Origin of the sequence: Synechococcus sp. W60.1, from assembly GCF_047461575.1 — a bacterium.
Lineage (GTDB): Bacteria > Cyanobacteriota > Cyanobacteriia > Thermostichales > Thermostichaceae > Thermostichus.
On record NZ_JANSHL010000013.1, the window covers coordinates 22,476 to 43,663 of the forward strand.

21 protein-coding genes are annotated in these 21,188 nt (G+C 59.5%); 10 read left to right on the top strand and 11 right to left on the bottom strand.

Going from position 1 to position 21,188, the window contains the following annotated elements; translation table 11 throughout:
* The first annotated feature begins 274 nt into the window (after positions 1 to 274).
* Positions 275 to 502: an indolepyruvate ferredoxin oxidoreductase subunit alpha gene (locus tag NW805_RS11110; protein WP_011434056.1), complete on the top strand. Its 228-nt coding sequence runs from the start codon at positions 275 to 277 to the stop codon at positions 500 to 502.
* A gap of 286 nt (positions 503 to 788) precedes the next feature.
* On the opposite strand, the gene NW805_RS11115 is transcribed toward NW805_RS11110, so the two are convergent.
* The 4 genes from NW805_RS11115 to NW805_RS11130 all read right to left on the bottom strand — a co-directional run bounded on the left by NW805_RS11115 (position 789) and on the right by NW805_RS11130 (position 3,680).
* Positions 789 to 1,313 carry a YIP1 family protein gene (locus NW805_RS11115; protein ID WP_414422514.1) on the bottom strand — a complete coding sequence of 175 codons (525 nt, stop codon included), beginning with the start codon at positions 1,311 to 1,313 and terminating at the stop codon, positions 789 to 791.
* A 338-nt stretch (positions 1,314 to 1,651) separates the two neighbouring features.
* Positions 1,652 to 1,846, bottom strand: a complete 195-nt coding sequence (locus tag NW805_RS11120; protein ID WP_071818172.1) for an IS630 transposase-related protein — start codon at positions 1,844 to 1,846, stop codon at positions 1,652 to 1,654.
* 324 nt (positions 1,847 to 2,170) lie between these two features.
* Complete coding sequence (gene cbiB, locus NW805_RS11125; protein WP_414422515.1) at positions 2,171 to 3,241, bottom strand: adenosylcobinamide-phosphate synthase CbiB; 1,071 nt, start codon at positions 3,239 to 3,241, stop codon at positions 2,171 to 2,173.
* On the bottom strand, positions 3,225 to 3,680 hold the full coding sequence (locus NW805_RS11130) for an Rrf2 family transcriptional regulator (protein ID WP_414422532.1): 456 nt from the start codon (positions 3,678 to 3,680) through the stop codon (positions 3,225 to 3,227). Before NW805_RS11130 ends, cbiB begins: the two co-directional genes overlap by 17 nt.
* Positions 3,681 to 4,006: 326 nt before the next feature.
* Here NW805_RS11130 and rsmI point away from each other — a divergent pair, with 326 nt between their 5' ends.
* Both rsmI and rppA read left to right on the top strand, forming a co-directional pair.
* Positions 4,007 to 5,005 carry a 16S rRNA (cytidine(1402)-2'-O)-methyltransferase gene (rsmI, locus tag NW805_RS11135; protein WP_414422516.1) on the top strand — a complete coding sequence of 333 codons (999 nt, stop codon included), beginning with the start codon at positions 4,007 to 4,009 and terminating at the stop codon, positions 5,003 to 5,005.
* Positions 5,006 to 5,033: 28 nt separating this feature from the next.
* Entirely contained in the window at positions 5,034 to 5,735 is a 702-nt protein-coding gene (rppA, locus tag NW805_RS11140) for a two-component system response regulator RppA (protein ID WP_414422517.1), read from the top strand.
* Between the two features lie 160 nt (positions 5,736 to 5,895).
* On the opposite strand, the gene atpD is transcribed toward rppA, so the two are convergent.
* Positions 5,896 to 7,329 carry a F0F1 ATP synthase subunit beta gene (atpD, locus tag NW805_RS11145; RefSeq protein WP_011434062.1) on the bottom strand — a complete coding sequence of 478 codons (1,434 nt, stop codon included), beginning with the start codon at positions 7,327 to 7,329 and terminating at the stop codon, positions 5,896 to 5,898.
* 189 nt (positions 7,330 to 7,518) lie between these two features.
* Between atpD and NW805_RS11150 the strand changes: the two genes are divergently transcribed.
* The 3 genes from NW805_RS11150 (at position 7,519) to NW805_RS11160 (ending at position 10,099) form a co-directional block, all read left to right on the top strand.
* Complete coding sequence (locus tag NW805_RS11150; protein WP_414383625.1) at positions 7,519 to 8,181, top strand: GerMN domain-containing protein; 663 nt, start codon at positions 7,519 to 7,521, stop codon at positions 8,179 to 8,181.
* 10 nt (positions 8,182 to 8,191) lie between these two features.
* Positions 8,192 to 8,959, top strand: coding sequence for an MlaE family lipid ABC transporter permease subunit (locus NW805_RS11155; protein WP_414383623.1), 768 nt, complete (start codon positions 8,192 to 8,194; stop codon positions 8,957 to 8,959).
* Between the two features lie 108 nt (positions 8,960 to 9,067).
* Positions 9,068 to 10,099 carry a succinate dehydrogenase/fumarate reductase iron-sulfur subunit gene (locus tag NW805_RS11160; RefSeq protein WP_414422518.1) on the top strand — a complete coding sequence of 344 codons (1,032 nt, stop codon included), beginning with the start codon at positions 9,068 to 9,070 and terminating at the stop codon, positions 10,097 to 10,099.
* Here the strand turns inward: NW805_RS11160 and NW805_RS11165 are convergent.
* From NW805_RS11165 to NW805_RS11180, 4 genes are all read right to left on the bottom strand, one after another.
* Positions 10,096 to 11,202 (bottom strand): peptidylprolyl isomerase, encoded by a 1,107-nt coding sequence (locus tag NW805_RS11165; RefSeq protein ID WP_414422519.1) that lies wholly within the window; start codon positions 11,200 to 11,202, stop codon positions 10,096 to 10,098. The genes NW805_RS11160 and NW805_RS11165 overlap by 4 nt on opposite strands.
* A 204-nt stretch (positions 11,203 to 11,406) precedes the next feature.
* The gene (locus NW805_RS11170) at positions 11,407 to 12,003 is read right to left on the bottom strand and encodes a hypothetical protein (RefSeq protein ID WP_414422520.1); all 597 of its coding nucleotides are present in this window, start codon (positions 12,001 to 12,003) and stop codon (positions 11,407 to 11,409) included.
* A 20-nt stretch (positions 12,004 to 12,023) separates the two neighbouring features.
* Positions 12,024 to 12,218 carry a hypothetical protein gene (locus NW805_RS11175; RefSeq protein WP_414422521.1) on the bottom strand — a complete coding sequence of 65 codons (195 nt, stop codon included), beginning with the start codon at positions 12,216 to 12,218 and terminating at the stop codon, positions 12,024 to 12,026.
* Positions 12,219 to 12,376: 158 nt separating this feature from the next.
* A complete protein-coding gene (locus NW805_RS11180; RefSeq protein WP_414422522.1) occupies positions 12,377 to 13,435 on the bottom strand; it encodes a vWA domain-containing protein in 1,059 nt (352 codons plus the stop codon).
* Between the two features lie 458 nt (positions 13,436 to 13,893).
* Between NW805_RS11180 and NW805_RS11185 the strand changes: the two genes are divergently transcribed.
* Positions 13,894 to 14,604, top strand: coding sequence for a hypothetical protein (locus tag NW805_RS11185; RefSeq protein ID WP_414422523.1), 711 nt, complete (start codon positions 13,894 to 13,896; stop codon positions 14,602 to 14,604).
* Positions 14,605 to 14,643: 39 nt separating this feature from the next.
* Here NW805_RS11185 and tyrS read toward each other — a convergent pair whose 3' ends face one another.
* Positions 14,644 to 15,840, bottom strand: a complete 1,197-nt coding sequence (gene tyrS, locus NW805_RS11190) for a tyrosine--tRNA ligase (protein WP_414422533.1) — start codon at positions 15,838 to 15,840, stop codon at positions 14,644 to 14,646.
* A 255-nt stretch (positions 15,841 to 16,095) separates the two neighbouring features.
* On the opposite strand from tyrS, the gene NW805_RS11195 reads away from it, so the two are divergent.
* The 3 genes from NW805_RS11195 (at position 16,096) to NW805_RS11205 (ending at position 19,333) form a co-directional block, all read left to right on the top strand.
* Entirely contained in the window at positions 16,096 to 18,084 is a 1,989-nt protein-coding gene (locus NW805_RS11195; RefSeq protein WP_414422524.1) for a transglycosylase domain-containing protein, read from the top strand.
* Positions 18,081 to 18,440: a hypothetical protein gene (locus NW805_RS11200; RefSeq protein ID WP_414380928.1), complete on the top strand. Its 360-nt coding sequence runs from the start codon at positions 18,081 to 18,083 to the stop codon at positions 18,438 to 18,440. Before NW805_RS11195 ends, NW805_RS11200 begins: the two co-directional genes overlap by 4 nt.
* Positions 18,441 to 18,733: 293 nt before the next feature.
* Positions 18,734 to 19,333, top strand: a complete 600-nt coding sequence (locus NW805_RS11205) for a superoxide dismutase (RefSeq protein ID WP_414380927.1) — start codon at positions 18,734 to 18,736, stop codon at positions 19,331 to 19,333.
* 97 nt (positions 19,334 to 19,430) lie between these two features.
* Here NW805_RS11205 and NW805_RS11210 read toward each other — a convergent pair whose 3' ends face one another.
* Positions 19,431 to 21,074, bottom strand: a complete 1,644-nt coding sequence (locus tag NW805_RS11210) for a serine/threonine protein kinase (RefSeq protein WP_414422525.1) — start codon at positions 21,072 to 21,074, stop codon at positions 19,431 to 19,433.
* Positions 21,075 to 21,188: the final 114 nt, after the last annotated feature.

The window sequence follows — 21,188 nt, forward strand, 5'->3', positions numbered from 1 at the left end:
GTCTCTGACCTCCCACATGTTGGCGCTGTGCTGAGAGGCCCCAGACAAAGTCAGAAAAAGCGACAATCCGGAAAATTCTTCGTTGGGGAGCAATTTTGGCCTAAAATGAACCCCAGGACTGGGATATAAGCCCCATCTTTTTCAGGCAGCTTCGGGCAAATATCGCGCATTCTAATCAAAAAGTCAAAAGCATAGGAAGCGCAGGCGACGTCAAGGCTGACCTTGTGGCAACTGCACTTAGAATTTGACTTAGAGCAATCATTGGGAGGGATCCATGCCGCATACAATTGTCACCGATATCTGTGAAGGTGTGGCCGACTGTGTAGAGGCTTGCCCTGTTGCCTGCATCCACCCCGGCGATACCAAAAATGCCAAAGGCACCGACTACTTTTGGATTGAGTTTTCCACCTGCATCGACTGTGGCATCTGTTTACAGGTTTGCCCCGTAGAAGGCGCTATTCTGCCGGAGGAAAAGCCGCATCTGCAGCGAGTGCCCCGCTAATTCCAGGGAAGCATCCCTGGCCACACGCCGGGATTCAACGAGAATTACAATCATTTCAATTCCAACCAGGACACTGCACCCACACCTAGAACGTTAGTCGCGTCTTCGCGTCGTCGTGTCAGCGTTGCGGAGCAATAGCGTTGCGGTTCCCGTCAGGGTGCCGTAGGCATAGCAATAGCGTTGCGGAGCAACAATACGCAGAACCGGAAGGCTTTTCAAGGACTCCGTCCCGCTGGCGCGATCAGTAGCCTAGGCGTTTCACCTTAACCTGAAACAACTATAAGCTTTAGCCCAAGGAAGCCAAAGCAACGACGCTGCTGGTCAGCCAGCTCAGGGCCAAGATCCCCCCCAGGAAAGCCAATGGGATCAGGCCCAGCAGCCGCCACCACTCCAAATCCAGCGCTACAGCTACTGCCCGCACCTGCCAAACCACAAACCACAGCAGCGCTGCAAGGCCCAGCAGGGATCCCACCACCCCACCCAACGATTGAGCAGGCCCCAGCAGCAGCCACGGCAAACCGGCAAACCCCGTCAAGCACAGCAGCGCTGAAAAGGAAGGGACAGCCCGACCCAAACAAAAGGCCAGCAATTGCAACAAAGCCGCCAAACCCACCCAGCCCAGGGATCCCATCAGCACCGCCAGCACCATGCTCGGCAGGCTTACCCCAGAGCGGCGAATCGCATCCAGGACGTTGAGCAGCCCCACCACCCCAAAGGCTTGCCAGAGAACAGGCTGTTCCCGCAACGCCCGAAAGGTGCGCTCCGGCAGAAACCAAGCGCCGTAGATGTTGTCTAACCAGGAACCAAGCATGGCCAGCAACCCGTCAAGCTGTCTTTTATCCTAGCCCTTGGTGAGCACTTGACGGGCACACCCCAAAAATGGGGTATGATTGGGAGAGGATTCTGCGGCGTTGGTGACTGCCGTTATGTTTTTGCGATCTATACCCTTCGACAATTAGGATGGGAAGTGGATGTGAGAGCAGTAGGCCAAACTTGATTTGGAAACTATCGACAATCATCCCCGGTATCCTATACTGGATTTTCCAGGTCGAAAACCACGGTAAAACGGCGCAACAGTATCCTCAAAAAAGCCCTCGAAAGGGGGCCTTTTTGTTGTTTGGATATTGTCGGATATTGTCAATGCTGCAGTTAATGGGTATTGCTCTGGCGCTGGGCTCCATCCTTTAGTCGAGCTTCTGGGCACTGGTCTACGTCTTGCTGCAGGGCAGCCAAGTCTGTCTTTCGCTTGCGGGTCTTGACTTTTGTTGTCGTGAGGTCTGCTCGGCTCAGCCAGCGATAAACGGTTGCACAAGTGACATAACTCCCGCACTCATGCTGACGCAAAGCGCTCCGCGCCGCTAAAGCGAGAGAGTGCGAGCTTCAAGGACTCCGTCCCGCTGACGCGAAAAGGACGGGATGCCCCACCGCCCTGTGCTTGATATCTGTAGCAGCTGCTGTTTTTATCATCGTTTATTTCAGCGGTTCTAGGTTCACGGCAGGTTGACAGCAGCTACGGTTTTTGTTGCCGCCGATCTAGTTAGCTTTGCTAACTCTACCTCAAGTTCTGGGGGAAGTTGCGCCTGTGGAGATTCCTCTGCCGGGGTTGAGTCAAAAGCTCAGCTAGGTAAGGGTCGTAGAAGCAGGAAGCAACCGGTTGTTTAGTTCATCCTAGGGGGTGAAATAAACGACCATGAGTTGCAGAACGGTCAACAGGAGAGTTGCTCCCACCATCAAACTCCCCCAAATCCATACAACCTGTCGCAGCAGTCCCAAGCTTTCCCGCACCACTTGCGGGGTCAAGGGGCGAGCTGGGATCCCCAATTTGGGTTTCACCTTCGGGATCCCGCGATAGAAATTGGTTCCCCCCAGTTGGATCTGCAGCCGCCAGGCAAAAGCCGCCTCGCTCCACCCGGAATTGGGGCTGGGATCCGCCTGCGCATCCTGACGACACCGCTGCCAGAACCCCCAAGGATCCCGGCTGAGCAGCGCCAGCGTGAGCACCGTCAGGCGGCAGGGCAGCCAAGTCAGCCCATCCTCACAGCGGGCCGGCACTGTGCCCAAATGGGTGAAAGGGGGGTGGCGGTAGCCCACCATCGAATCCAGCGTGCTGCTGGCCTTGTAGGCTAGGGCCAAGGGCGCCCCTCCCAAGAAGGCGTAGAACAGAGGGGCAGTTGCTCCGTCGGGAGTATTTTCGGCCACCGTCTCAATCAGCGCCCGCAAAATCTCCGATGCCGTCAGGTGCTCTGTATCCCGCCCCACGTAGCGGCTGAGACGTTGACGGGCCTCCGGCAGATCCTCTTTTTCCAAGGGATCCAACACCTCCAAGGCGGCAAAGCGCAGGCTGCGCCCTCCCAGACAGCTGGCCATCAGGATCACCTGCACGAGGATCCCTGCCCAGGGGTGGATGGCATTGCCGATGGCGACCAGTCCCCAGCCCACGCCGTAGGATCCCCCCACCAAAGTTAGGGTGAGAACTGCCCCGCCCCACTGTTGTGCTCGCGGAGTTGAGCAGTGCTTGAGGATATAGCCTTGCCCCCAGGCAATAACAGCCCCCATCACCCGCACTGGATGAGGCCAACCCCAGGGATCCGCCAGCAGGTAATCCAATACCAAAGCTGCCGCCAGCACCAGCCCGGCAGTCGGTTGGGCCGGAAAAAACAGCCAGCCGCCGGGAAAGGGCTCCGTCCCACTAACGCGAAAGGACTCCGTCCCGCTAACGCGATCAAACCACAAATCCACTCTCCTGATCCTGAGCCGCTTGCCAGCTCCGGGCATCAAAATACAGATCTTCCAGAGTGGTTTCCTCCAACACCTGCTGCACCCGTCGAGCGATCCGCTGCCACAGGGCTTCCGTCACCCAGTCCAGCCGCTCCGCCGAATACACGGCTGTGGCGTCAGAACTCTCCACAAGAGGATGCAGGGATTCTCCCACCGCCGCCAAAATGGCGCTGATCGGGATCCGCCGCGGCGCCCGTGCCAACCGGTAGCCTCCCTGGGCCCCCCGTTGGGAACAAACCAAGCCGGCCTGGCGCAACTCAATCAGCAACTTTTCCAGGTAGGGAGCTGGGATCCCCTGTCGCTGAGCAATGGCCCGCACCGAAGCCATTTGCCCGGAGCCGAGCATCGCCAGATCCAACAAAGCTTTGATGCTATAGGTGGCCCGCGTTGTCAAGCGCACCGGGATCCCTCTCCGCAGCACTTCTCGATCCTGCCATAGGACTCCGTCCCGCTACCGCGAAAGGACTCCGTCCCGCTACCGCGAAAGGACTCCGTCCCGCTACCGCGAAAGGACTCCGTCCCGCTACCGCGAAAGGACTCCGTCCCGCTACCGCGAAAGGACTCCGTCCCGCTACCGCGAAAGGACTCCGTCCCGCTACCGCGAAAGGCAGATGCTTGGGTATCGGGGCACCGGCCAAGAGAAGTTAATCTGGGGATCCGAGGCGATCTCTAATTGCTCTAATTGGCTATTGTCTGGTTATCGGCAGCTCAGCCTTGGAGCTCGGGATGGAACACCCCACCGCCAGCCTTTATTTGGTGGCTACCCCCATCGGCAACCGCGAAGACATCACCCTGCGGGCGCTGCGGGTTTTGCGGGAAGTGGACTGGGTGGCGGCAGAAGATACTCGCCACTCCGGCCAGCTTCTTAAACATTTTCAAATCTCCGCCCGCCTCATCAGCTATCACGAGCACAACGCTGCCCAACGGATCCCGCAACTCCTGAAGTATCTGTCGGCGGGCCAGTCGGTGGCCCTGATCAGCGATGCCGGCACTCCTGCCATCTCCGATCCGGGAGAAGAGTTGGTGCGCGCCTGCATTCAGGCCGGGATCCCGGTGATCCCTGTGCCGGGGCCGGTAGCTGCTGTTGCCGCCTTGACCGCTTCGGGCCTGCCTACAGGACGATTCGTGTTCGAGGGATTTTTGCCGCTTAAACCCAGTCAGCGACAGGCCCGCCTGCAACAGTTGGCCCAAGAAGAGCGCACCGTCGTTCTCTATGAAGCCCCCCATCGCCTGCGCCAAACTCTGCAGGATCTGCTGGATCACTGCGGCCCAGAGCGGCAGATCGTGCTGGCGCGGGAGCTGACCAAGCTGTATGAGTCCTTCTGGCGGGGATCCCTGGCAGCAGCTCTGGAGCACTGCGCCGCCCAGCCGCCGCGGGGGGAGTTTACCCTCTTGCTTGAGGGATATGTGGGTGCCGTTCCCAGCCCTAACCCTGCCAGAGGCGGGACGGAGTCCTTGAATGGGCGGGGAGACAGTGAATCGGAAGCGGAAATTCGTCAAGAAATGGCCCGATTGCTGGCCGAAGGCCTGTCCCGGTCTGCAGCCAGCCGCCGGTTGGCCCAGCGTCTGCAGGGATCCCCCATCTGGACGCGGCGCCGCCTTTACAATCTATCCTTGCAGCTTGAGCCGCTCTCCAGTTCTGTGATTGCTGCGCAACGCTCTGGCCGAAAGGAGTCCTTTCCTGCGTGCGTCAGTTTCCAAGACGACGGCGAGACTGAGTCCTGAGGCGTTCGCGTTAGCGGGACGGAGTCCTATGGCACGGATTTTATTGGTGGACGATGAAGTGGAGTTGGCCGATTCTCTGGCCCAGCAATTGAGGCGAGAGGGCTACACGGTGGACGTCGCCTACACAGGAGGGCGGGCCTGGGAGCTGCTGCAAAAGTCCCCCGCTCTGCCCTACGATCTGCTGGTCTTGGATTGGATGTTGCCGGAGCTCTCTGGGCTTTCCCTCTGCCAGCGGGTACGGCAGGTGGATTGCACCACCCCTATCCTGTTTCTGACGGCCAAAGATACCCTAGACGACCGGGTGGAAGGGCTGGATGCCGGGGCAGATGATTACTTGGTGAAGCCGTTCGAGCTGCGGGAACTGCTGGCGCGGGTGCGGGCCCTCTTGCGGCGAACCACAGGTACTGGAGAAGGGATCCCTCGCCTACAGATAGGGGATTTGGAGCTGGATCGGGAGAACCAGGTGGCCTACCGGCAGGGGCGGATGATCCACCTCTCCCAAAAAGAGTTTCGCCTGCTGGAGTACTTCATGACCCATCCCGGCCAGTTGCTCACCCACGACCAGATCTACGAGCAGGTGTGGGCCGGAGAGGATCCCCCCAGCAGCAATGTCTTGGCAGCTCAGGTGCGCCTGCTGCGGCGCCGCCTCAGGTTGCCCGGAGCAGCAGAATTGATCCACACCGTCTACGGCAAGGGCTATCGCTTTGGGCCTGTTGCCGAGAATCCCTAGGAAGAGGCCCAGAAGAGGCCCATCCTACAGTCCCGCAAGCTGTAGCTGTCCCGAACAGCAGCAAACCCCAAGCAAGCGACCCAACGGGGCCCTTCCCAACAGCTTGCTGGGATTCACAGCTCCCCTCTCCCAAGAGGAGAGGGGCAGGAGCGCTTGGGGCTCACTTGGACTTGAGCTTCTCCGCTTTCTCGATGGCCTCTTCGATGGTGCCCACCAAGTAGAAGGCTTGCTCCGGCAGATTGTCCAATTCCCCCGACAAAATGCGCTGGAAGCCCTTGATGGTGTCTGCCAATTTCACATACTTGCCGGGGGAGCCAGTGAATACCTCCGCCACGAAGAACGGCTGGGACAGGAAACGCTCGATGCGGCGGGCGCGGGCCACCACCAGCTTGTCCTCTTCCGACAGCTCGTCCAGCCCCAGGATGGCGATGATATCTTGCAGCTCTTTGTAGCGCTGCAGCGTTTGCTTCACTGCCCGGGCGGTGTTGTAGTGCTCTTCACCCACAATGTCCGCCTGCAGGATGGTGGAAGAGGAATCCAGGGGATCCACCGCCGGATAGATACCCTTGGCTGCCAAGCTGCGGGACAATACCACCGTCGAGTCAAGGTGGGCAAAGGTGGTTGCTGGGGCCGGATCCGTCAAGTCGTCAGCAGGCACATACACCGCCTGCACCGAGGTGATGGATCCCTGCTTGGTAGAGGTGATGCGCTCTTGCAGGTTGCCCATTTCGGTAGCCAAGGTGGGCTGGTAACCCACCGCCGAGGGCATGCGGCCCAACAGCGCCGACACTTCCGACCCGGCCTGCACAAAGCGGAAGATATTGTCGATGAACAGCAGCACGTCCTGCTTGTTAACGTCGCGGAAGTACTCTGCCATGGTCAGGGCAGTCAGGCCAACCCGCATGCGGGCACCCGGTGGCTCGTTCATCTGGCCATAGACCAGCGCCACTTTGTCCAGCACGCCGGATTCTTTCATCTCGTTGTAGAGGTCATTGCCCTCGCGGGTGCGCTCTCCCACGCCCGCAAACACCGATAGGCCAGAGTGCTCCTCAGCGATGTTGTGGATCAGCTCCTGGATGAGCACTGTCTTGCCGACGCCGGCACCGCCAAACAGGCCCACCTTGCCCCCCTTTTTGAAGGGGGCCAGCAGGTCAATCACCTTGATGCCGGTTTCAAAGGGCTCTGGCTTAATCGTCAAATCGACAAGTGGAGGCGCACTGCGGTGGATGGGGGCAAATTCTTGGGCTTGAACGGGCTCTCCTTGGTCAACCGGCTCTCCCAGCACATTGAAAATGCGCCCCAGGGTGGGCTGCCCGACCGGCACAGTAATCGGAGCGCCCGTATCCACCACCGGCATGCCCCGCACCAGGCCGTCGGTCGAGGACATGGCCACCGCACGCACGCGGTTATCCCCCAAAAGCTGCTGCACCTCAAAGGTGACGTTAACCTTCAGGCCGCTTTCGGTTGTGCCCTCCACCTTGAGGGCATTGTAGATTTCGGGCAGCTTGCCGCTGGGAAATTCGGCGTCGATCACAGGCCCGATGACCTGAGTGATGTAGCCAACATTGGTGGCAGTAGCGGTGGCAGTAACCATGATTGAGGCTCAGCTCCTTGTGTGCTCAGTTATCGACTCAGCAATGCCGGGTGTAAATCATTATCATCATACAAATAAAGGGATCCCAGTTGCTGCCGCACTTTTGCCTGTCCAGCCTATGGGGGATCCCCGGCAGAGTGGGCTTTTCTTCGCTACCCTAGAGCTAGGTAAGACAGGGGGTTGCCAGCGATGAGCCACTACGGAGGCCGTATTGCACAGCTCAGCTCCGTCAGGTTGGGAGGACGGCGTTCCCGCCCGCGTCGGGGCCGGGCCCTGCAATTGGGGATCCTTGGCTTCTTGCTGGGGTTAGGGGTGATGGGGGGAGCTTGGTGGTACAGCATCGGGCCCCGGCAAACCCTTTCCCTGTATTGGCTGACCAGTGCTGACAACTCTATTGACTACGTGCAGCAGGAGCGCAGGGTTCGCGCCTTTGACACTCAAGAAGCCATCCGCCTGGCCTTGGAGGAGCTGATTGCCGGCCCCCGGGATCCCCACCTCACCACGGCCATTCCCCCCCAGACGCGGGTGTTGGATGTGCGGGTGGAGGGCGACGATATTTTCCTCAACTTCTCCCCCGAATTCACGCAAGGGGGGGGATCCACGGCGATGATGAGCCGGATTGCGCAGGTGCTCTACACGGCCACCAGCCAAAACCCCGGCGCCCGGGTTTGGATCTCGGTGGAAGGCCGTGCCCTAGAAGTGCTGGGGGGCGAGGGGCTGATCCTGGATCAACCCCTGACACGGGCCTCGTTTGTGCCCAGCTTTCAGCTGCCAGCGGAGCCGGCAACCCCGAAGGACTCCGCCCCCCTAACGGGGTCGCCAAAGCGTCGCCTAGCGATAACGGCTTCTTGAGACGGAAACCATGAGCTGGTTGCAGCGGGTGGGCAGCAGTTTTCTCCTGGCCGGCCAGGTGATTTTGCATCTGATGCGGGGCCGTATCCATCGCCGCAACACCCTGGATCAGCTTTCGGCGGTAGGGCTGGAGTCGCTGCTGATTGTTCTGATTACGGCGGTGGTGATCAGCGGTGTTTTCACCATCCAGTTGGCGCGGGAGTTCATCAACTTTGGCGCTTCCTCCCTAATTGGGGGAGTTTTGGCGATTGCCCTTGCCCGCGAGCTGACACCGGTGGTGACGGCGGTGATCTTGGCCGGACGGGTGGGATCCGCCTTTGCCGCCGAGCTGGGCACCATGAAGGTCACGGAGCAGATCGACGCTCTGCTGTTGTTACGCACCGATCCGGTGGATTATCTGGTGATCCCGCGGGTGCTGGCTGCGGGGCTGATGCTGCCGGTGCTCACCATCCTCTCCCTGCTGACGGGGCTGGTGGGGGGGATGGTCATCTGCGCTTCGGTTTACAATATTCCTGCCACGGTGTTTCTCAACTCGGCGCAAACCCTTCTGACCTCTTGGGATTTGCTCGTCTGTTGTTTGAAGGCGATGGTGTTCGGGTCTTTGATCGCCATTGTTGGCTCCAACTGGGGCCTTTCCACCAGCGGGGGAGCCAAGGGGGTGGGTCGCTCCACCACCGATGCAGTGGTTACGGCGCTGCTGGGCGTGTTTGTCACCAACTTCCTTATTTCTTGGCTGTTGTTTCAGGGGCCGGGGAGCGCCCTCAGCCGCGCGTTGTAGCCACTTCTGCTGTCCCGTTAGCGTTGCGGAGCAATAGGGAGAGAGCTAGGATGGGATCCCTTGCCATCGCCCGGATCCCCACCCTTCGCGTCAGCGGTGCAGAACACTTTGCGAGTAGAACTGCAGATTTTCCGACAGTTGCCGCCGGAGCCGCCCCGCTGGCAATCCTTCTGGCTGGAGACATCCCCTGGCGCCACCATTCTCGATTGCCTCAACCAGATCAAGTGGGAGCAGGATGGCAGCTTGGCCTTCCGCAAAAACTGCCGCAACACCATCTGTGGCAGTTGCGCCATGCGCATCAACGGTAGGGCAGCCTTGGCTTGTGGCCGACATGTGGGCGAAGAGCTGGATCCCCGCAGCCCCCAGCCGCAGCCTATTCGCATCGGCCCTCTGGGAAACCTGCCCGTTCTGCGGGATCTGGTGGTGGATATGCAGCCCTTCTGGAACGATCTCAGCCGGGTGGATCCCTTTGTCAGCACGGCGGGGCGACGCATCCCGGAGCGAGAGTTTTTACAGCTGCCTGCCGAACGGGAGCATCTCAACGCTGCCGGTGGCTGTATTCTCTGCGGAGCCTGCTATTCCGATTGCAATGCCAAAGAGGTGAACCCAGAGTTTGTCGGCCCCCATGCTCTGGCCAGAGCCAACCGCCTCGTCCAAGACAGCCGCGACAGCCAACGGGAACAACGCCTGCAGGCTCTGGATAGCTTGGCTGGTGTCTGGGGCTGTACCCGCTGCTGGAACTGCAACAGCGTCTGCCCGATGGGCGTGGCACCTCTGGATCAAATCACCGAACTCAAACAGGGGATCCTCTCCCGCCCTGTAGACAAGACCGCTGCTCTGCCCACCGACCGTTCCCCATCGCACGCTGTTCGCGCTATTCGGACGGAGTCCTTGCCCATAGCCATCCGCCACCGCAAGACTCTGGTGCAACTGGTGCGCTCTGGTGGTTGGATAGATGAGCGCCGCTTTGCCCTGCAGGTGGTGGGCCGGGATCCCAAAGGGCTGCTCAGCTTGGTGCCTTTGGGTCTGCGCCTGTTGGCCAGGGGCAAATTTCCCTTTCGCTTCCAGCCCTCTGCAGGGGCGGCGACGGTACGGCGGCTTATCGACACAGTTAGGCAGAAAGGAAGGGATCCCCTCTAGGCTCCGGGTTTGAGGTTGTCTTGGCCGGAAATCAATCTGGCACTCAAAATCCGATCCCCCACTTTGATGTGGCGCAGCACCTCCGTTCCCTCTGTAACGTACCCGAACACGGCATAGCGGCCATCCATGAGGTTTAACCCCGCCGGGGTGAGATCCGGCTCAGCCATAAAGATGAAGAACTGAGAAGAGGCGCTGTTGGGATCGTCGGGATAGCGGGCCATGGCCACCGTCCCTTCGGCGGAAAAGGGCAGAGCCGGTTCCACATCCCACAGGCCCATCTGATCAAAAGTCTGGCCGTAGCGGGGCATCACCTCGCCTTTGGCGCGAATCTCCATGGGGATGGTGCGAACCTTGCCCGTGGCCGGATCCACATAGCCATCGGCAGGGCCAGGGGGATCCCCGGCCTGCGCCAGGAAGAAGGTCTCCACCCGGTCAAAGGTCAGGCCATCGTAGAAGCCCCGCTGCACCAGGTCGGCAAAGTTGCCGGCAGTGATAGGGGCGCTGTAGCCATCTAAGGTGATCACCATGCGCCCAGCGGTGGTGTTTAGCTCCACCTCTGCCCGCCCCAAGAGCTGGGGCCTGTCGGCATACTCAGCAGGCACTGTGTAGGGGAAAGCCCCCACCCAGTTGTTTTCCAGGGATCCCAACTCGTCCACTAGACGGTCGTAGGCAGCGCGGGCCTCTTCTTTACCCTTGGATTTGCGCTCGCTGGCTTGGCCGATCACCCGCAACTGCTCCCGCAGCGCAGCCATCTGTTCAGAGGCTGGGGTCACCCGATCCGGGGGCAAGCCGGCCAGCAGGGAATCTCCATAGCGATCCAAGAGGTGCTCTACCTGGCGCACATCTCCCCGCACTGCCGACCAGCGGTTGTACTTCAGGTCGGCGTCGATTTTGGAGATGGCTTCATCAACCTCCAGCAGCTTCGTTTCTGAGATGGGTAGCGCCCGCCGCAAGAGGGTACGTGGATCGGTAATGGCATCCCCCTGGGGCAGAGCCAAGGCCGGGATCCCCCAGAGCGCCACCCCGCAGAGCAGAGCAGCTACGTAGAGGCCAATCCGGCAAAGGGATCCCCATTGCCAAAATCCTTGGGCACGCTGCGTCATGGTTCCTACCGACTGCAAAACCACTCCTGTCTCAGCCTGACATCCCACCGTCACAGGCGGCAAGCGCTGTCAAACCTCGATAGATATCTCCACGACTGGCTCACTCCACCTGGGGGAAAGCCGTCATCGCTACACGACGCTTTTGCGACCGCAATAGCGGGACCAACTTCTCCAAGGGCATGGCTACACGGCTCTCCTACCTAGTTATTTTATTGGCGTCGGTGTTGGCGTTGGTGTTGGCGTTGGTGTTGGCGTTGGCGTCGGTGTTAGTGTCGGGGTAGAGGCAGGAGTGGGTCGAGGTGTCGGAAAGTCCGTCGGTGCAGGAGGTAGGGGCACCGGAATGCGGAGGCGGCAGGGCTGATCCGATTGATTACCTTCTGGGGCATAGCAAACGCGAATAAGATCCTCCACAAAGCGGAGCTGATTAAAACTAAGTTGATCCGCTTGTCGAATGATGTCAGTGATGATCTCCTCCAAGTTTCGCGCTGTTCTGGAAAGAGGTACGCTGACAAACAAAATGTTTTCCAGATCCCTAATTTCTGGAGGCGCTAAGTTGAAGAAAGACACTCTATCCCGTTCCCGCAGCAAGATGCGATAAAGGGCTTCGCTCCAAGGGGAAACATCCACAGCAGCACTGAAAACAAATCCCCGCAGGGGTGTAGGCTGGCCGGACTGACGCCCTTGGCCCAGGAGATTGGACTGAACCGATACCAATTTCCCCGGCGGCTGAGTAATCGATCCGGAAAAGGGGATGGTGAACCGCAAGTTGCCCTCCAAGGCAGTGGTTAACAAGGCAGGCAACAAAATGTCCCCTCTTGAGCTTAGGTTGAACAACTCAACCTTATTGCCTCTTGAAAAGAGCGGCCCTCCCGAACAAAGGGCGGCTGTTGAGCCTGAAGGACAAAGCTGAGCAAAGGGATCAACCACCAATCCCAAAATGGCAGAGGTAGAGCCAGAGCCAGAGCCGGGATCCCTTGGCGGCGACCCCACGGTCGAGGGGCTGCTGGAGGTACCACCACCGCAACCTTTCAGGAAAACCGTTAGGGAACCTGTAAGCACTGCCGCCAGGACAAGCGCAGCCGGTTGCCAAAATCTTCTGGGTATACCGAGTCGTCGAAACATTTGCTTATCGCCTCGCTCTCGATTAGGGATGTTGTCAGCCTGCGGAATGACTCTAGCGGGATCCCACCGTGAGAACAGCGTCGCTGAATGGCGCCACAAAACGGCTGCCTTCTCTCTCAACTCTCAGCTCGCCACTGAGAAGATAAGAACCAGCAGATAGCGGAACATTGCTTTGCACCCTCATTTGCAGGCGGTGCTCCCCAATGGCAGCAGGGAATAAGTTGGCAAAGGGAGCTTCCAGCCCTTCAGAAAACCGTGCCAGCACAAAAGTCCCCTCAGTAGCTGCAGCCAGACGCTGTAACTCCAGAAGATTCAAATCGACCCCCAACCCAACCACATACACGGTGAGTTTTTGTCCTCGCTCTCTGGCCAAAGTTGTCAGCTCCTGAGTAGCTTGGTTGATGGAGCGGGTGCTTTCGTTGTCAATCCCATCGGTGAATACCACCAAGCGGCGGTTGAAACGCTCGGTGGGCCGAAAGTCGCTTAAGAAACGCCCCGCTTCCACCGTGGCATCGTAGAGGGCAGTGTTCCCCCCCGGAACAGCGCGCAAAACGCCTCGTCTCAGCAGCTCTTTGTCGCCGGTGAAGTCCTGCAATAGCTGAGCTGTGCGCAGGGGCTGCCCCAAAGCTGTAAGGCCAAAACCTGCCCCCCGGTTGTCAAAGCGCAGAATAGCGCCCAGATCCAGGAGTGCAGGGCGAAATTGATCCAAGAGCCGAAAAACAGCCAGGAAGCGCCGAGATTGGGGATCCAAAACCAGCAAGCTGCCTGAGCCATCCATCAGCACAGCCATGAGCAAAGGCCGCTGAGGCAGATCCAGCGGGGGATTTTCGATCCGGGTGGGTGTCAGGGTCAAGGTTACCGGCTGCGGGATCCCTAGCAAGTCGGTTACCCGGTTTACCTGCAGGCTGACCTGACTGGCAGAGAGCTGGGTTATTGGTTGGGGCGGATCCCCGCCTTGCAGGAGGGCGATGTTGAACTCCATTTCCCCTTGTGTGCCAGAAAAGGAGCGGGTCAGAGCCCCATTGAATGTCAGGCGAGCTTGGGATCCCACAGCCGACGGCTCAATGCCTGTACCGCCGGAAGAGCCACAGCCGACAAGGCAGCTTCCCACGAGCACCAGGAGAAGCAGCCAACCAGCTTTTTAGCTTTTTACTTGACCGGGCTGTATTTTTACAGTCATTGCAGCTGCCAGTACAAGCATAGTGGGGTGGCATGAAAGTACGGAGTTACAATACCACCCAGTAATTCCGAAAGCTACTGTAGCGCTTGGTGTAGGCGTAAAGATTTTTACTGCAGTTAGAGGATCTCGAGTTCATCTTTTTTCAATCTTTTTTCACAATGCGAGCACAGCGGGTCTCAGCTTTGAGCCTAGTAGGGCGGCTAAAGCCTGTCTGCTCCGAGAATTGCTTCGAGATAAAGACCCCTTTGTTTTGCCACTTGTGGCAAGCGTTCTCGCTGACCAATTGTCAAATAAGCCGGCGCTCTCCTCCGTGGCCTATAGTTCATAGCAGCTCATCAGTACAGGTGTAAGCTCTAAAAGGATCCCCTGGGTGAGGAGGAGAACTGAACATGGCGGCAAAGCAACTCAAGTTCTATTGGAGCCCCCAACACCAGCTCTTTAGCTGCGATGGCGCCAAGTTGGAGGGGCACGGCTACATCCAAACCAACCCCTCCCATGACCTGGTTCACCTGCTCATTGCCGCCAACGGCAACATGCCCTGGCAGCCGGTGGAAAGCCGCGAGCAAACTTGCTTTGCCGAGTACAACGCGGTGATGCTGGAGCACCTGTTGGTCAACTGCTTCAACGCAGCGGTGCTGGGATCCCTGCCCGCCCAGCAGATCATCCCAGAGGCGCGGAAGTTCTTGCGGTGGTTTGTTTCAGAACACTACGCCCCTTTCCCGGTTTCTGAAGAAGAGGCTTTTCGTCGCTTTGCCGAGCACCTGGATATCGAGCGCATTGTGCGTTTGTTCCCCTATTTTTACAGTCTGCGGGCTTGGGAATGCTTCAGCCTCGATTACCGGGCCGAGACCTACGACCTGGAGTTCACCTCCGAGGATGATCCCGTTCGAGAGGCCCCGGAATGGGCGGCGGATCCCAACATTTTGGAGACTCAGGAGCTGGTGCGGCAAAAGCTCTCTGAGGCAGTAGCCGAGGCGGGCTCGATCCGGCCCAAACCGGAGCCCGTTTTCCCGCCAACTTCGTCAGCTTCTCCTCTGTCCGATCCCCCAGCCAAGACCAAGCAGAAAAAAACCGGACTCGGCTTCAAGCCTGCCCGTTGATGGATCCCCTCACCCCTTTCCCACAGGGAGAGGGGAAGACTAATCTGCGCCTTTCACTAGCCGACGAAAGGCCTTTTTGCCCACCTGCAAAATCCGCCCGGCCAGCTCCGAGGCATGGGCAAACTCCAGGTCGGGATCCTCCACCTTTTGCCCATCCAGCCGCACGGCGCCCCCTTGAATCTGCCGACGGGCCTCGGCGGCACTCTTGCACAGGCCACACTCACGCAGGATGTAGCTGAGTTTAACAGGGTAAGACAACCCATCGATGGCAAAGGTGGGGATGGATCCCGTTTCGGCAAGAATACCGTCTAGCACCAGGGCTTGGGCGGTGCGCTGGGCCTCTTCTGCCGCTGCAGGGGAGTGAAACTGGGCCACTAGGGTCTTGGCTAGGAGGATCTGCCGCTGGCGGGGATCCTGCGGCAGCTCGGCAAGGGGCACTGAGGTGAGCAACTCAAAGTAGCGCTCCACCAGGTGATCCGGCACCTTCTCCAGCTTGGAGTACATGGTGAGGGGATCCTCAGTCAGCCCCACGTAGTTGTTTTTGGACTTGGACATTTTCTGGTACCCGTCCAACCCCTCCAAAAGCGGCACCGTCACGCAGAACTGCGGCGTTTGGCCCTTCCAGATTTGCAGATCTCGCCCGGTGAGCAGGTTAAAGCGCTGGTCGGTTCCCCCCAGTTCCACATCGGCTGCGAGGGCCACCGAGTCGTAACCCTGCAAGAGGGGGTAGAGAAATTCGTGCAGATAAATTGGCGTTCCAGCTCGGTAGCGCTGGGCAAAGTCTTCTTTGGCCAACATCTGCCCCACCGTCATCTGGGCCTGGAGTTCGATCAGCTCACTGAGAGTCAGGCGGGCCAGCCACTCGCTGTTGCGGCGCACCTCCAGCCGACCGGGGGTCTCAAAATCCAAAATCTTGCCGGCTTGCTCCAGATAGGTGCGGGCGTTTTCCTCCACTTCTGCCGGGGTGAGGCGGGGACGGGCCTGCGATTGGCCGGTGGGATCCCCGACCAGGGCCGTGAAGTCCCCGATGAGCAAAATAGCCACATGGCCCGCATCCTGAAACTGCCGCAGCTTGCGCAACACCACTGAATGGCCCAGGTGTAGATCCGGTCGGGTGGGATCGATGCCCAGCTTCACCCGCAAGGGACGATTTGTTGTGGCCAGGCACTCCGCCAGGGCAGCAGGCCCTCCCGGAAAGATCTCGGCCACCCCCCGCTCAACAATTTGGGCTATCAACGGATCCCGGTACGCTGGCGAAACTGAGGCTGACGATATACTCAAAGCCTGATCCTCCGGCTGAACCCATGAGCCATTTTAAGCCCACGCAAATTAAGCCCACGCAAAAGATGGTCGGCTCTCAACTCGCTCCACCTAGCCCGGTTGGAGTTGTCGATGGGTGAGGTTGGCCATCCTGCCGGGCCGATAGACGCCGCCCTATAATGGGTCTGGCTTGTTGTTGCTTCGCAACACGGACGTGACAGGGTTTTTGACGTGACCTACGGTCGCAGACCATTGGCCCGCTGGGCGAGAAAGCCAGGGGTAGAGCGTTTCTCCAATTCCCCTTTTTCCGGATCGGGGTTTGACGAGCATGCCGACTATACCCCACCCACCCGCCCCTCCCGGATTGCCCAGGTTGCCGGTGTGGTGGGCAATCTGTTGCTGGGATCCCTGCTCTTGGGATCCACGGCAACGGCTGCCGGATTGGTGGGGCTGGCCATCAGCTTTCGCAACTTGCCGGACGTGCATCAATTGCGGGATTACGTGCCCATTGCCACCACCCACATCGTCGATATTCGGGGCGAGCCCATTGCCAGCCTACACGGGGAGGCCAACCGGGAAGTGATCTCCCTTGAACAGGTCTCGCCGGAGATGAAAAAGGCCTTGCTGGCCATTGAAGACAGCCACTTTTACACCCATCCAGGCATTAATCCGGTCAGCTTGGGCCGGGCGATCCTGGGCAGTGTAGAGGGGGGTATAGGCTCGGCGGGAGGGGGATCCACCCTGACAATGCAGTTGGTCAAGAACCTGTTTTTGAGGCCGGAGCGCACCCTCAGCCGTAAAGTCGCCGAGATCGTGTTGGCGGTGCGTCTAGAGCAAGTCTTCAGCAAAGACGAGATCCTGGAGATGTACCTCAACCAGGTGTACTGGGGGCACAACCTCTACGGCATCCAGGCGGCGGCCCGCAGCTACTTCAACAAGGATGCGGCTGAACTGAACTTGGCTGAAGCGGCGATGTTGGCTGGGATCCTGCCGGCCCCGGAAACCCTCAGCCCCTTTCGCAACCTGGAGGGAGCCAAACGGCGGCAACACCTGGTGCTGGATCGTCTGGTGGAGCTGAAGTGGATTACCCCCGAGCAAGCCCAGGCGGCGCGGGAGCAAAAGCTGACCTTAGGCCGCATTACCTCCTTTCAAAGTAACGCCCCAGCAGTTACCGACGCCATTGAGGCGGAGCTGCGGCGCCGCTATGGGGAACAAGCTCTAATGCAAGGAGGTCTGCGGGTTCAGTCCACCATCGATCTGCGTCTGCAGCGCCTTGCCCAGCGCATTGTCAATGAAGATGGCCCCCGCATTGGGGCAGCTCGTCGTGCCGATCAAATGGCTTTGGCGGCGGTGGATCCCCGTACCGGCTATGTGAAAGCCATTGTGGGCGGGATCAACGCTCAGCGAGGCCAATTTAACCGCGCCACCCAGGCGTTTCGCCAAACGGGATCCACCTTCAAGCCTTACGTGTACTATGCGGCCCTGGCTAGCGGCCGCTACACACCCTACAGCATCCTCTACGACACCCCCGTCACCTATCCCGGCTCGCCGCCCTACAGCCCGAAAAACTACGACAACACCTTTTATGGCCCCCTCACCTTTGCCCGGGCTTTGGAGCTCTCCCGCAACGTGCCCACGGTCAAGTTGGCCGATGATGTCGGGATCCGCAACGTCATTGCAGCGGCTCAGGCCACGGGTATTACTGCCGAGATGTTCCCCAACTTGGCTACAGCTCTGGGCTCGGCCAGCGTCAGCCCCCTGGAGATGGCGGCCAGCTATGCGGTCTTTGCCAATGGCGGATATCGGGTGGAGCCGACCCTCTTGGCCCAGGTGGTGGATCGCAACGGCCAAATCCTCTTCGAGGCCAGGCCTCAGCCGCAGCGGGTTTTGGATCCCTGGGCGGTGGCGGTGCTCAACCAAATCCTCAAAGGGGTGGTGACCCAAGGCACCGGGAGGGCGGCTCGTCTGGACGATGGGCGACCTGTAGCCGGCAAAACCGGCACCACCTCTGATTTCCGCGACGCTTGGTTCATCGGCTATGTGCCGCAACTGTCTACCGCCATTTGGATCGGCAACGACAACAACTCCCCCATGCTGCCCGGCACCGCCGGCGGGGCTTTTGTTGCCCCCACCTGGAAGCGCTTTATGACCGAGGCTCTGCAAGGGATCCCACCTCAGGACTTCCCCAGCCCGCATCAATTTCCCCCTCCCCGACCATGAGCTACAGCGAGGAGCGGCTGGCGCGTATCGAGCGCACGGTGGAGGCCAATGCCCAGGCCATCGCCCAACTGACCCGACAGAACCAAGAGGTGCTGCAAACCATTGCCGGCACCGAGGAGCGCATTGCCAGAGCCGAGGAGCGCATTGCCAGAGCCGAGGAGCGCATTGCCAGAGCCGAGGAGCGCCTCGAGGCCGAGGTCAAACGGTGGGACGAGCGGTTTTTCCAGCTCAGCCGCGATACCCTCAACTTCACCCGCAATGTGGTTACCATTGCCGCCATCACGGCGGTTTTGATCCCCCTGCTCAGGGATGTCGCTCCCCTGCTGATTGAGCTGCTGCGGGAGGGATCCCGTTAGCCCTCTGTAGCTGGGACATCTCGCTTTTCCGACCGCTGGCCAACAAGTGGTTATCGGCAATTGCGCTGAGACAGCCGCGGTTCCACCTCTCTGGGGTCGAGCCCTGTCCCAGCGGGAATCGAAATGTCCAAGGGATCCCAAAGCGTAGTGATTCTGAGTTACACTAAGACTGCAAAGAAAGGTAACGCCTTTTTCTGGTTCTCCTGACCCTTCACCGCGTTCTTTCTTGCATTCCTTGCACAAGACACAGAGGTTCTTGCATTCCTTGCACAAGACACAGAGGACAGACGATTATGGCTTTTGAACTCCCGGCTCTGCCCTATCCTGCCGACGCGCTGAAGCCCTACATGTCGGCAGAAACGTTTTCCTTCCACCACGGCAAGCACCACGCGGCCTACGTAGCCAACCTGAACAAGCTCATCGAGGGCACCGATCTGGCCAACAAGTCTCTGGAAGAAATCATCAAGGCCACCTTTGGGGATCCCAACAAAGCGGGTATCTTCAACAATGCTGCCCAAGTTTGGAATCACACCTTTTTCTGGGAATCCATGAAGCCAGGCGGGGGAGGTGCGCCTACCGGGCCTATTGCCGACAAGATCAACGCCGACTTTGGCGGCTATGACAAGTTTGCAGAAGCCTTCAAGACGGCAGCCGCCACCCAATTTGGCAGCGGTTGGGCCTGGCTGGTGCTGGACAACGGCACCCTGAAGGTCACCAAAACCCCCAATGCCGAAAACCCCCTGGTTTACGGCCAAACGCCCCTGCTCACTTTGGATGTGTGGGAGCACGCCTACTACCTGGATTACCAAAACCGGCGGCCTGACTTCATCAGCGCCTACCTGGAGCACCTGGTGAACTGGGATGCCGCCAATGCCCGGCTGGCTGCCGCCTGACTCTACCTGTTCTGGGATCCCTTGACGGGGGATCCCATCGAAGACTAGCCCTATGTCTCTGTTTGCGAAGGGATCCTTGGGGATCCCTTTTTTGCGCCTAGTCTTTCCCCAAGCGTTCTCGCTCCTCGCGCAACCGCTCCAGAAAGCCGGGGGTAGGGGGTTGGGTTGGGGGTGCTGCAGGGGGAGCAGGAGTTGGAGCAACCCGGTTCACTTGGGGAAACAAAGGTTGATTGATGGGCGGAGGGGGGAGAGGCTTGGCCGGGACAGGGGCTGGAGAAGGTGGAGCAGCGGGCGTGGGCACGGCAACCGGTCGGGGCGGCGGCGCAGCAGGCACTGGAGTGGGAGGGGACACCTGCCGAGTTGGAGCAGGGGGCTGAGGGGTAGAGGACACTGCCTCTGGAGTTGCCGCTGGCCTGGGTGTGGGCTCGCTTGCGGACTCACCGATTCCCAGATCTGGGGCGGGATCATCCTCAAACACCGGTTTGCCCTCCGGATCCCGTAGCAGCCAGTCCAGCAGAGGTTCAGGAGTGGCTGAGGGATCTCGCTCAGGGTGCTCTGCACCGCCGACTGGAAGGGGGCGTTCGGGGGCAGCAGGCGGTCTTTCGCTGCCTGGGCCCGGATCCAACAGCAGACGCAGGCCCCAGAAGGTGCTCCCTGCAATGGCCACAAAAAGGGCTATCCCAGCCCAGAGGGGAAACGGCTTGGCCTCGGGCTCTGCCTGGGTACTGAGCAGGTGTGTGCCCGACTGCCCTGCATCCACCGCCGCCAGGGTGCGCTCGGAGAAGATGGGTGCGGTTGGGGGGGGCGCGAGGGAAGAGCTGGCAGCGCTCTGGGAGTGCAGGGATCCCTCCAATTGGGCGCTGAGAACCTTCATATCTTGGGGCCGCCGGTCGGGATCTTTGGCCAGACAGGAGAGCACCACCTGTTCCAGCTGCAGCGGAATTTCATAGGGCAAATTTGCGCGATTGAAGGGTTGGGGCTGCTGGTAATTGTGGGCCTCGTACCAGCCGGGGAAAGAATCGCTCTTCGGCTGGAGGGGGTGTTGCCCGGTCAACATGCGGTAGAGCACCACGCCAAACGAGTAGATATCCGAGCGGGCATCCAGGGCTTCCCCGCGCACCTGTTCGGGAGAGGCATAGCGCACCGTACCCAAAAAGCCGGTGGTCTGGGTGCCGAGGGCAAGGGAAACGTCGCTGAGGAGCTTGGCAATGCCGAAATCCAAGATTTTGACGGTTTCCCCCAGGGTTTCATCTTTCAGGACGAAGAGGTTGCTGGGTTTGATGTCGCGATGGATCACCCCCTTGATGAGATGGCCATCCTGCTCAGTCTCCAGGTTGTGGGCGTAATAGAGACCGGCGCATACTTGGCGGGCCATCCTCACCACCTGTTGAGGCGGCAGCACCGGCTGCTTGAGCATTAGCTCCCCCAAACTGCGCCCCGTTAGGTATTCCATCACCAGGTAAGGTTGGTCGTTCTCTAGACCGTAATCCAGCACCTTAACAATGGCAGGGTGCTCCCCCAACAACGTGCTGATGCGAATTTCCTGCTGAAAACGTTTGTGCAACTGGCGTCGGGTGTTGTCATCGCCTGCTAAGTTTTGGTGCAACAGCTTTACCGCTACCGGACGGTTGAACAGGCGCGTATCGACTGCCTTGAACACCTGCCCCATGCCGCCCGCTGCAATGCTGTGAACCAGTTGATAGCGCTGGCCGATTACTTTTCCAGGAGCAAGCTGGTGCATAGGCAGCCTAGGAGCATGTACCCTCTGATTTTAATGCGTGTTTCTCGGGAGTTTCTCTTGCCTTTCTCCGGCCATCCCTGCCCAGCAGTCTTCATTCCCAATGTATTTGATGTG

Excerpts from the sequence above, each read along its gene's own strand:
- NW805_RS11110 (WP_011434056.1), top strand. The coding sequence starts at position 275 with ATGCCGCATACAATTGTCACCGATATCTGTGAAGGTGTGGCCGACTGT.
- NW805_RS11115 (WP_414422514.1), bottom strand. The coding sequence starts at position 1,313 with ATGCTTGGTTCCTGGTTAGACAACATCTACGGCGCTTGGTTTCTGCCG.
- rsmI (WP_414422516.1), top strand. The coding sequence starts at position 4,007 with ATGGAACACCCCACCGCCAGCCTTTATTTGGTGGCTACCCCCATCGGC.
- rppA (WP_414422517.1), top strand. The coding sequence starts at position 5,034 with ATGGCACGGATTTTATTGGTGGACGATGAAGTGGAGTTGGCCGATTCT.
- atpD (WP_011434062.1), bottom strand. The coding sequence starts at position 7,329 with ATGGTTACTGCCACCGCTACTGCCACCAATGTTGGCTACATCACTCAG.
- NW805_RS11150 (WP_414383625.1), top strand. The coding sequence starts at position 7,519 with ATGAGCCACTACGGAGGCCGTATTGCACAGCTCAGCTCCGTCAGGTTG.
- NW805_RS11155 (WP_414383623.1), top strand. The coding sequence starts at position 8,192 with ATGAGCTGGTTGCAGCGGGTGGGCAGCAGTTTTCTCCTGGCCGGCCAG.
- NW805_RS11165 (WP_414422519.1), bottom strand. The coding sequence starts at position 11,202 with ATGACGCAGCGTGCCCAAGGATTTTGGCAATGGGGATCCCTTTGCCGG.
- NW805_RS11185 (WP_414422523.1), top strand. The coding sequence starts at position 13,894 with ATGGCGGCAAAGCAACTCAAGTTCTATTGGAGCCCCCAACACCAGCTC.
- NW805_RS11200 (WP_414380928.1), top strand. The coding sequence starts at position 18,081 with ATGAGCTACAGCGAGGAGCGGCTGGCGCGTATCGAGCGCACGGTGGAG.
- NW805_RS11205 (WP_414380927.1), top strand. The coding sequence starts at position 18,734 with ATGGCTTTTGAACTCCCGGCTCTGCCCTATCCTGCCGACGCGCTGAAG.
- NW805_RS11210 (WP_414422525.1), bottom strand. The coding sequence starts at position 21,074 with ATGCACCAGCTTGCTCCTGGAAAAGTAATCGGCCAGCGCTATCAACTG.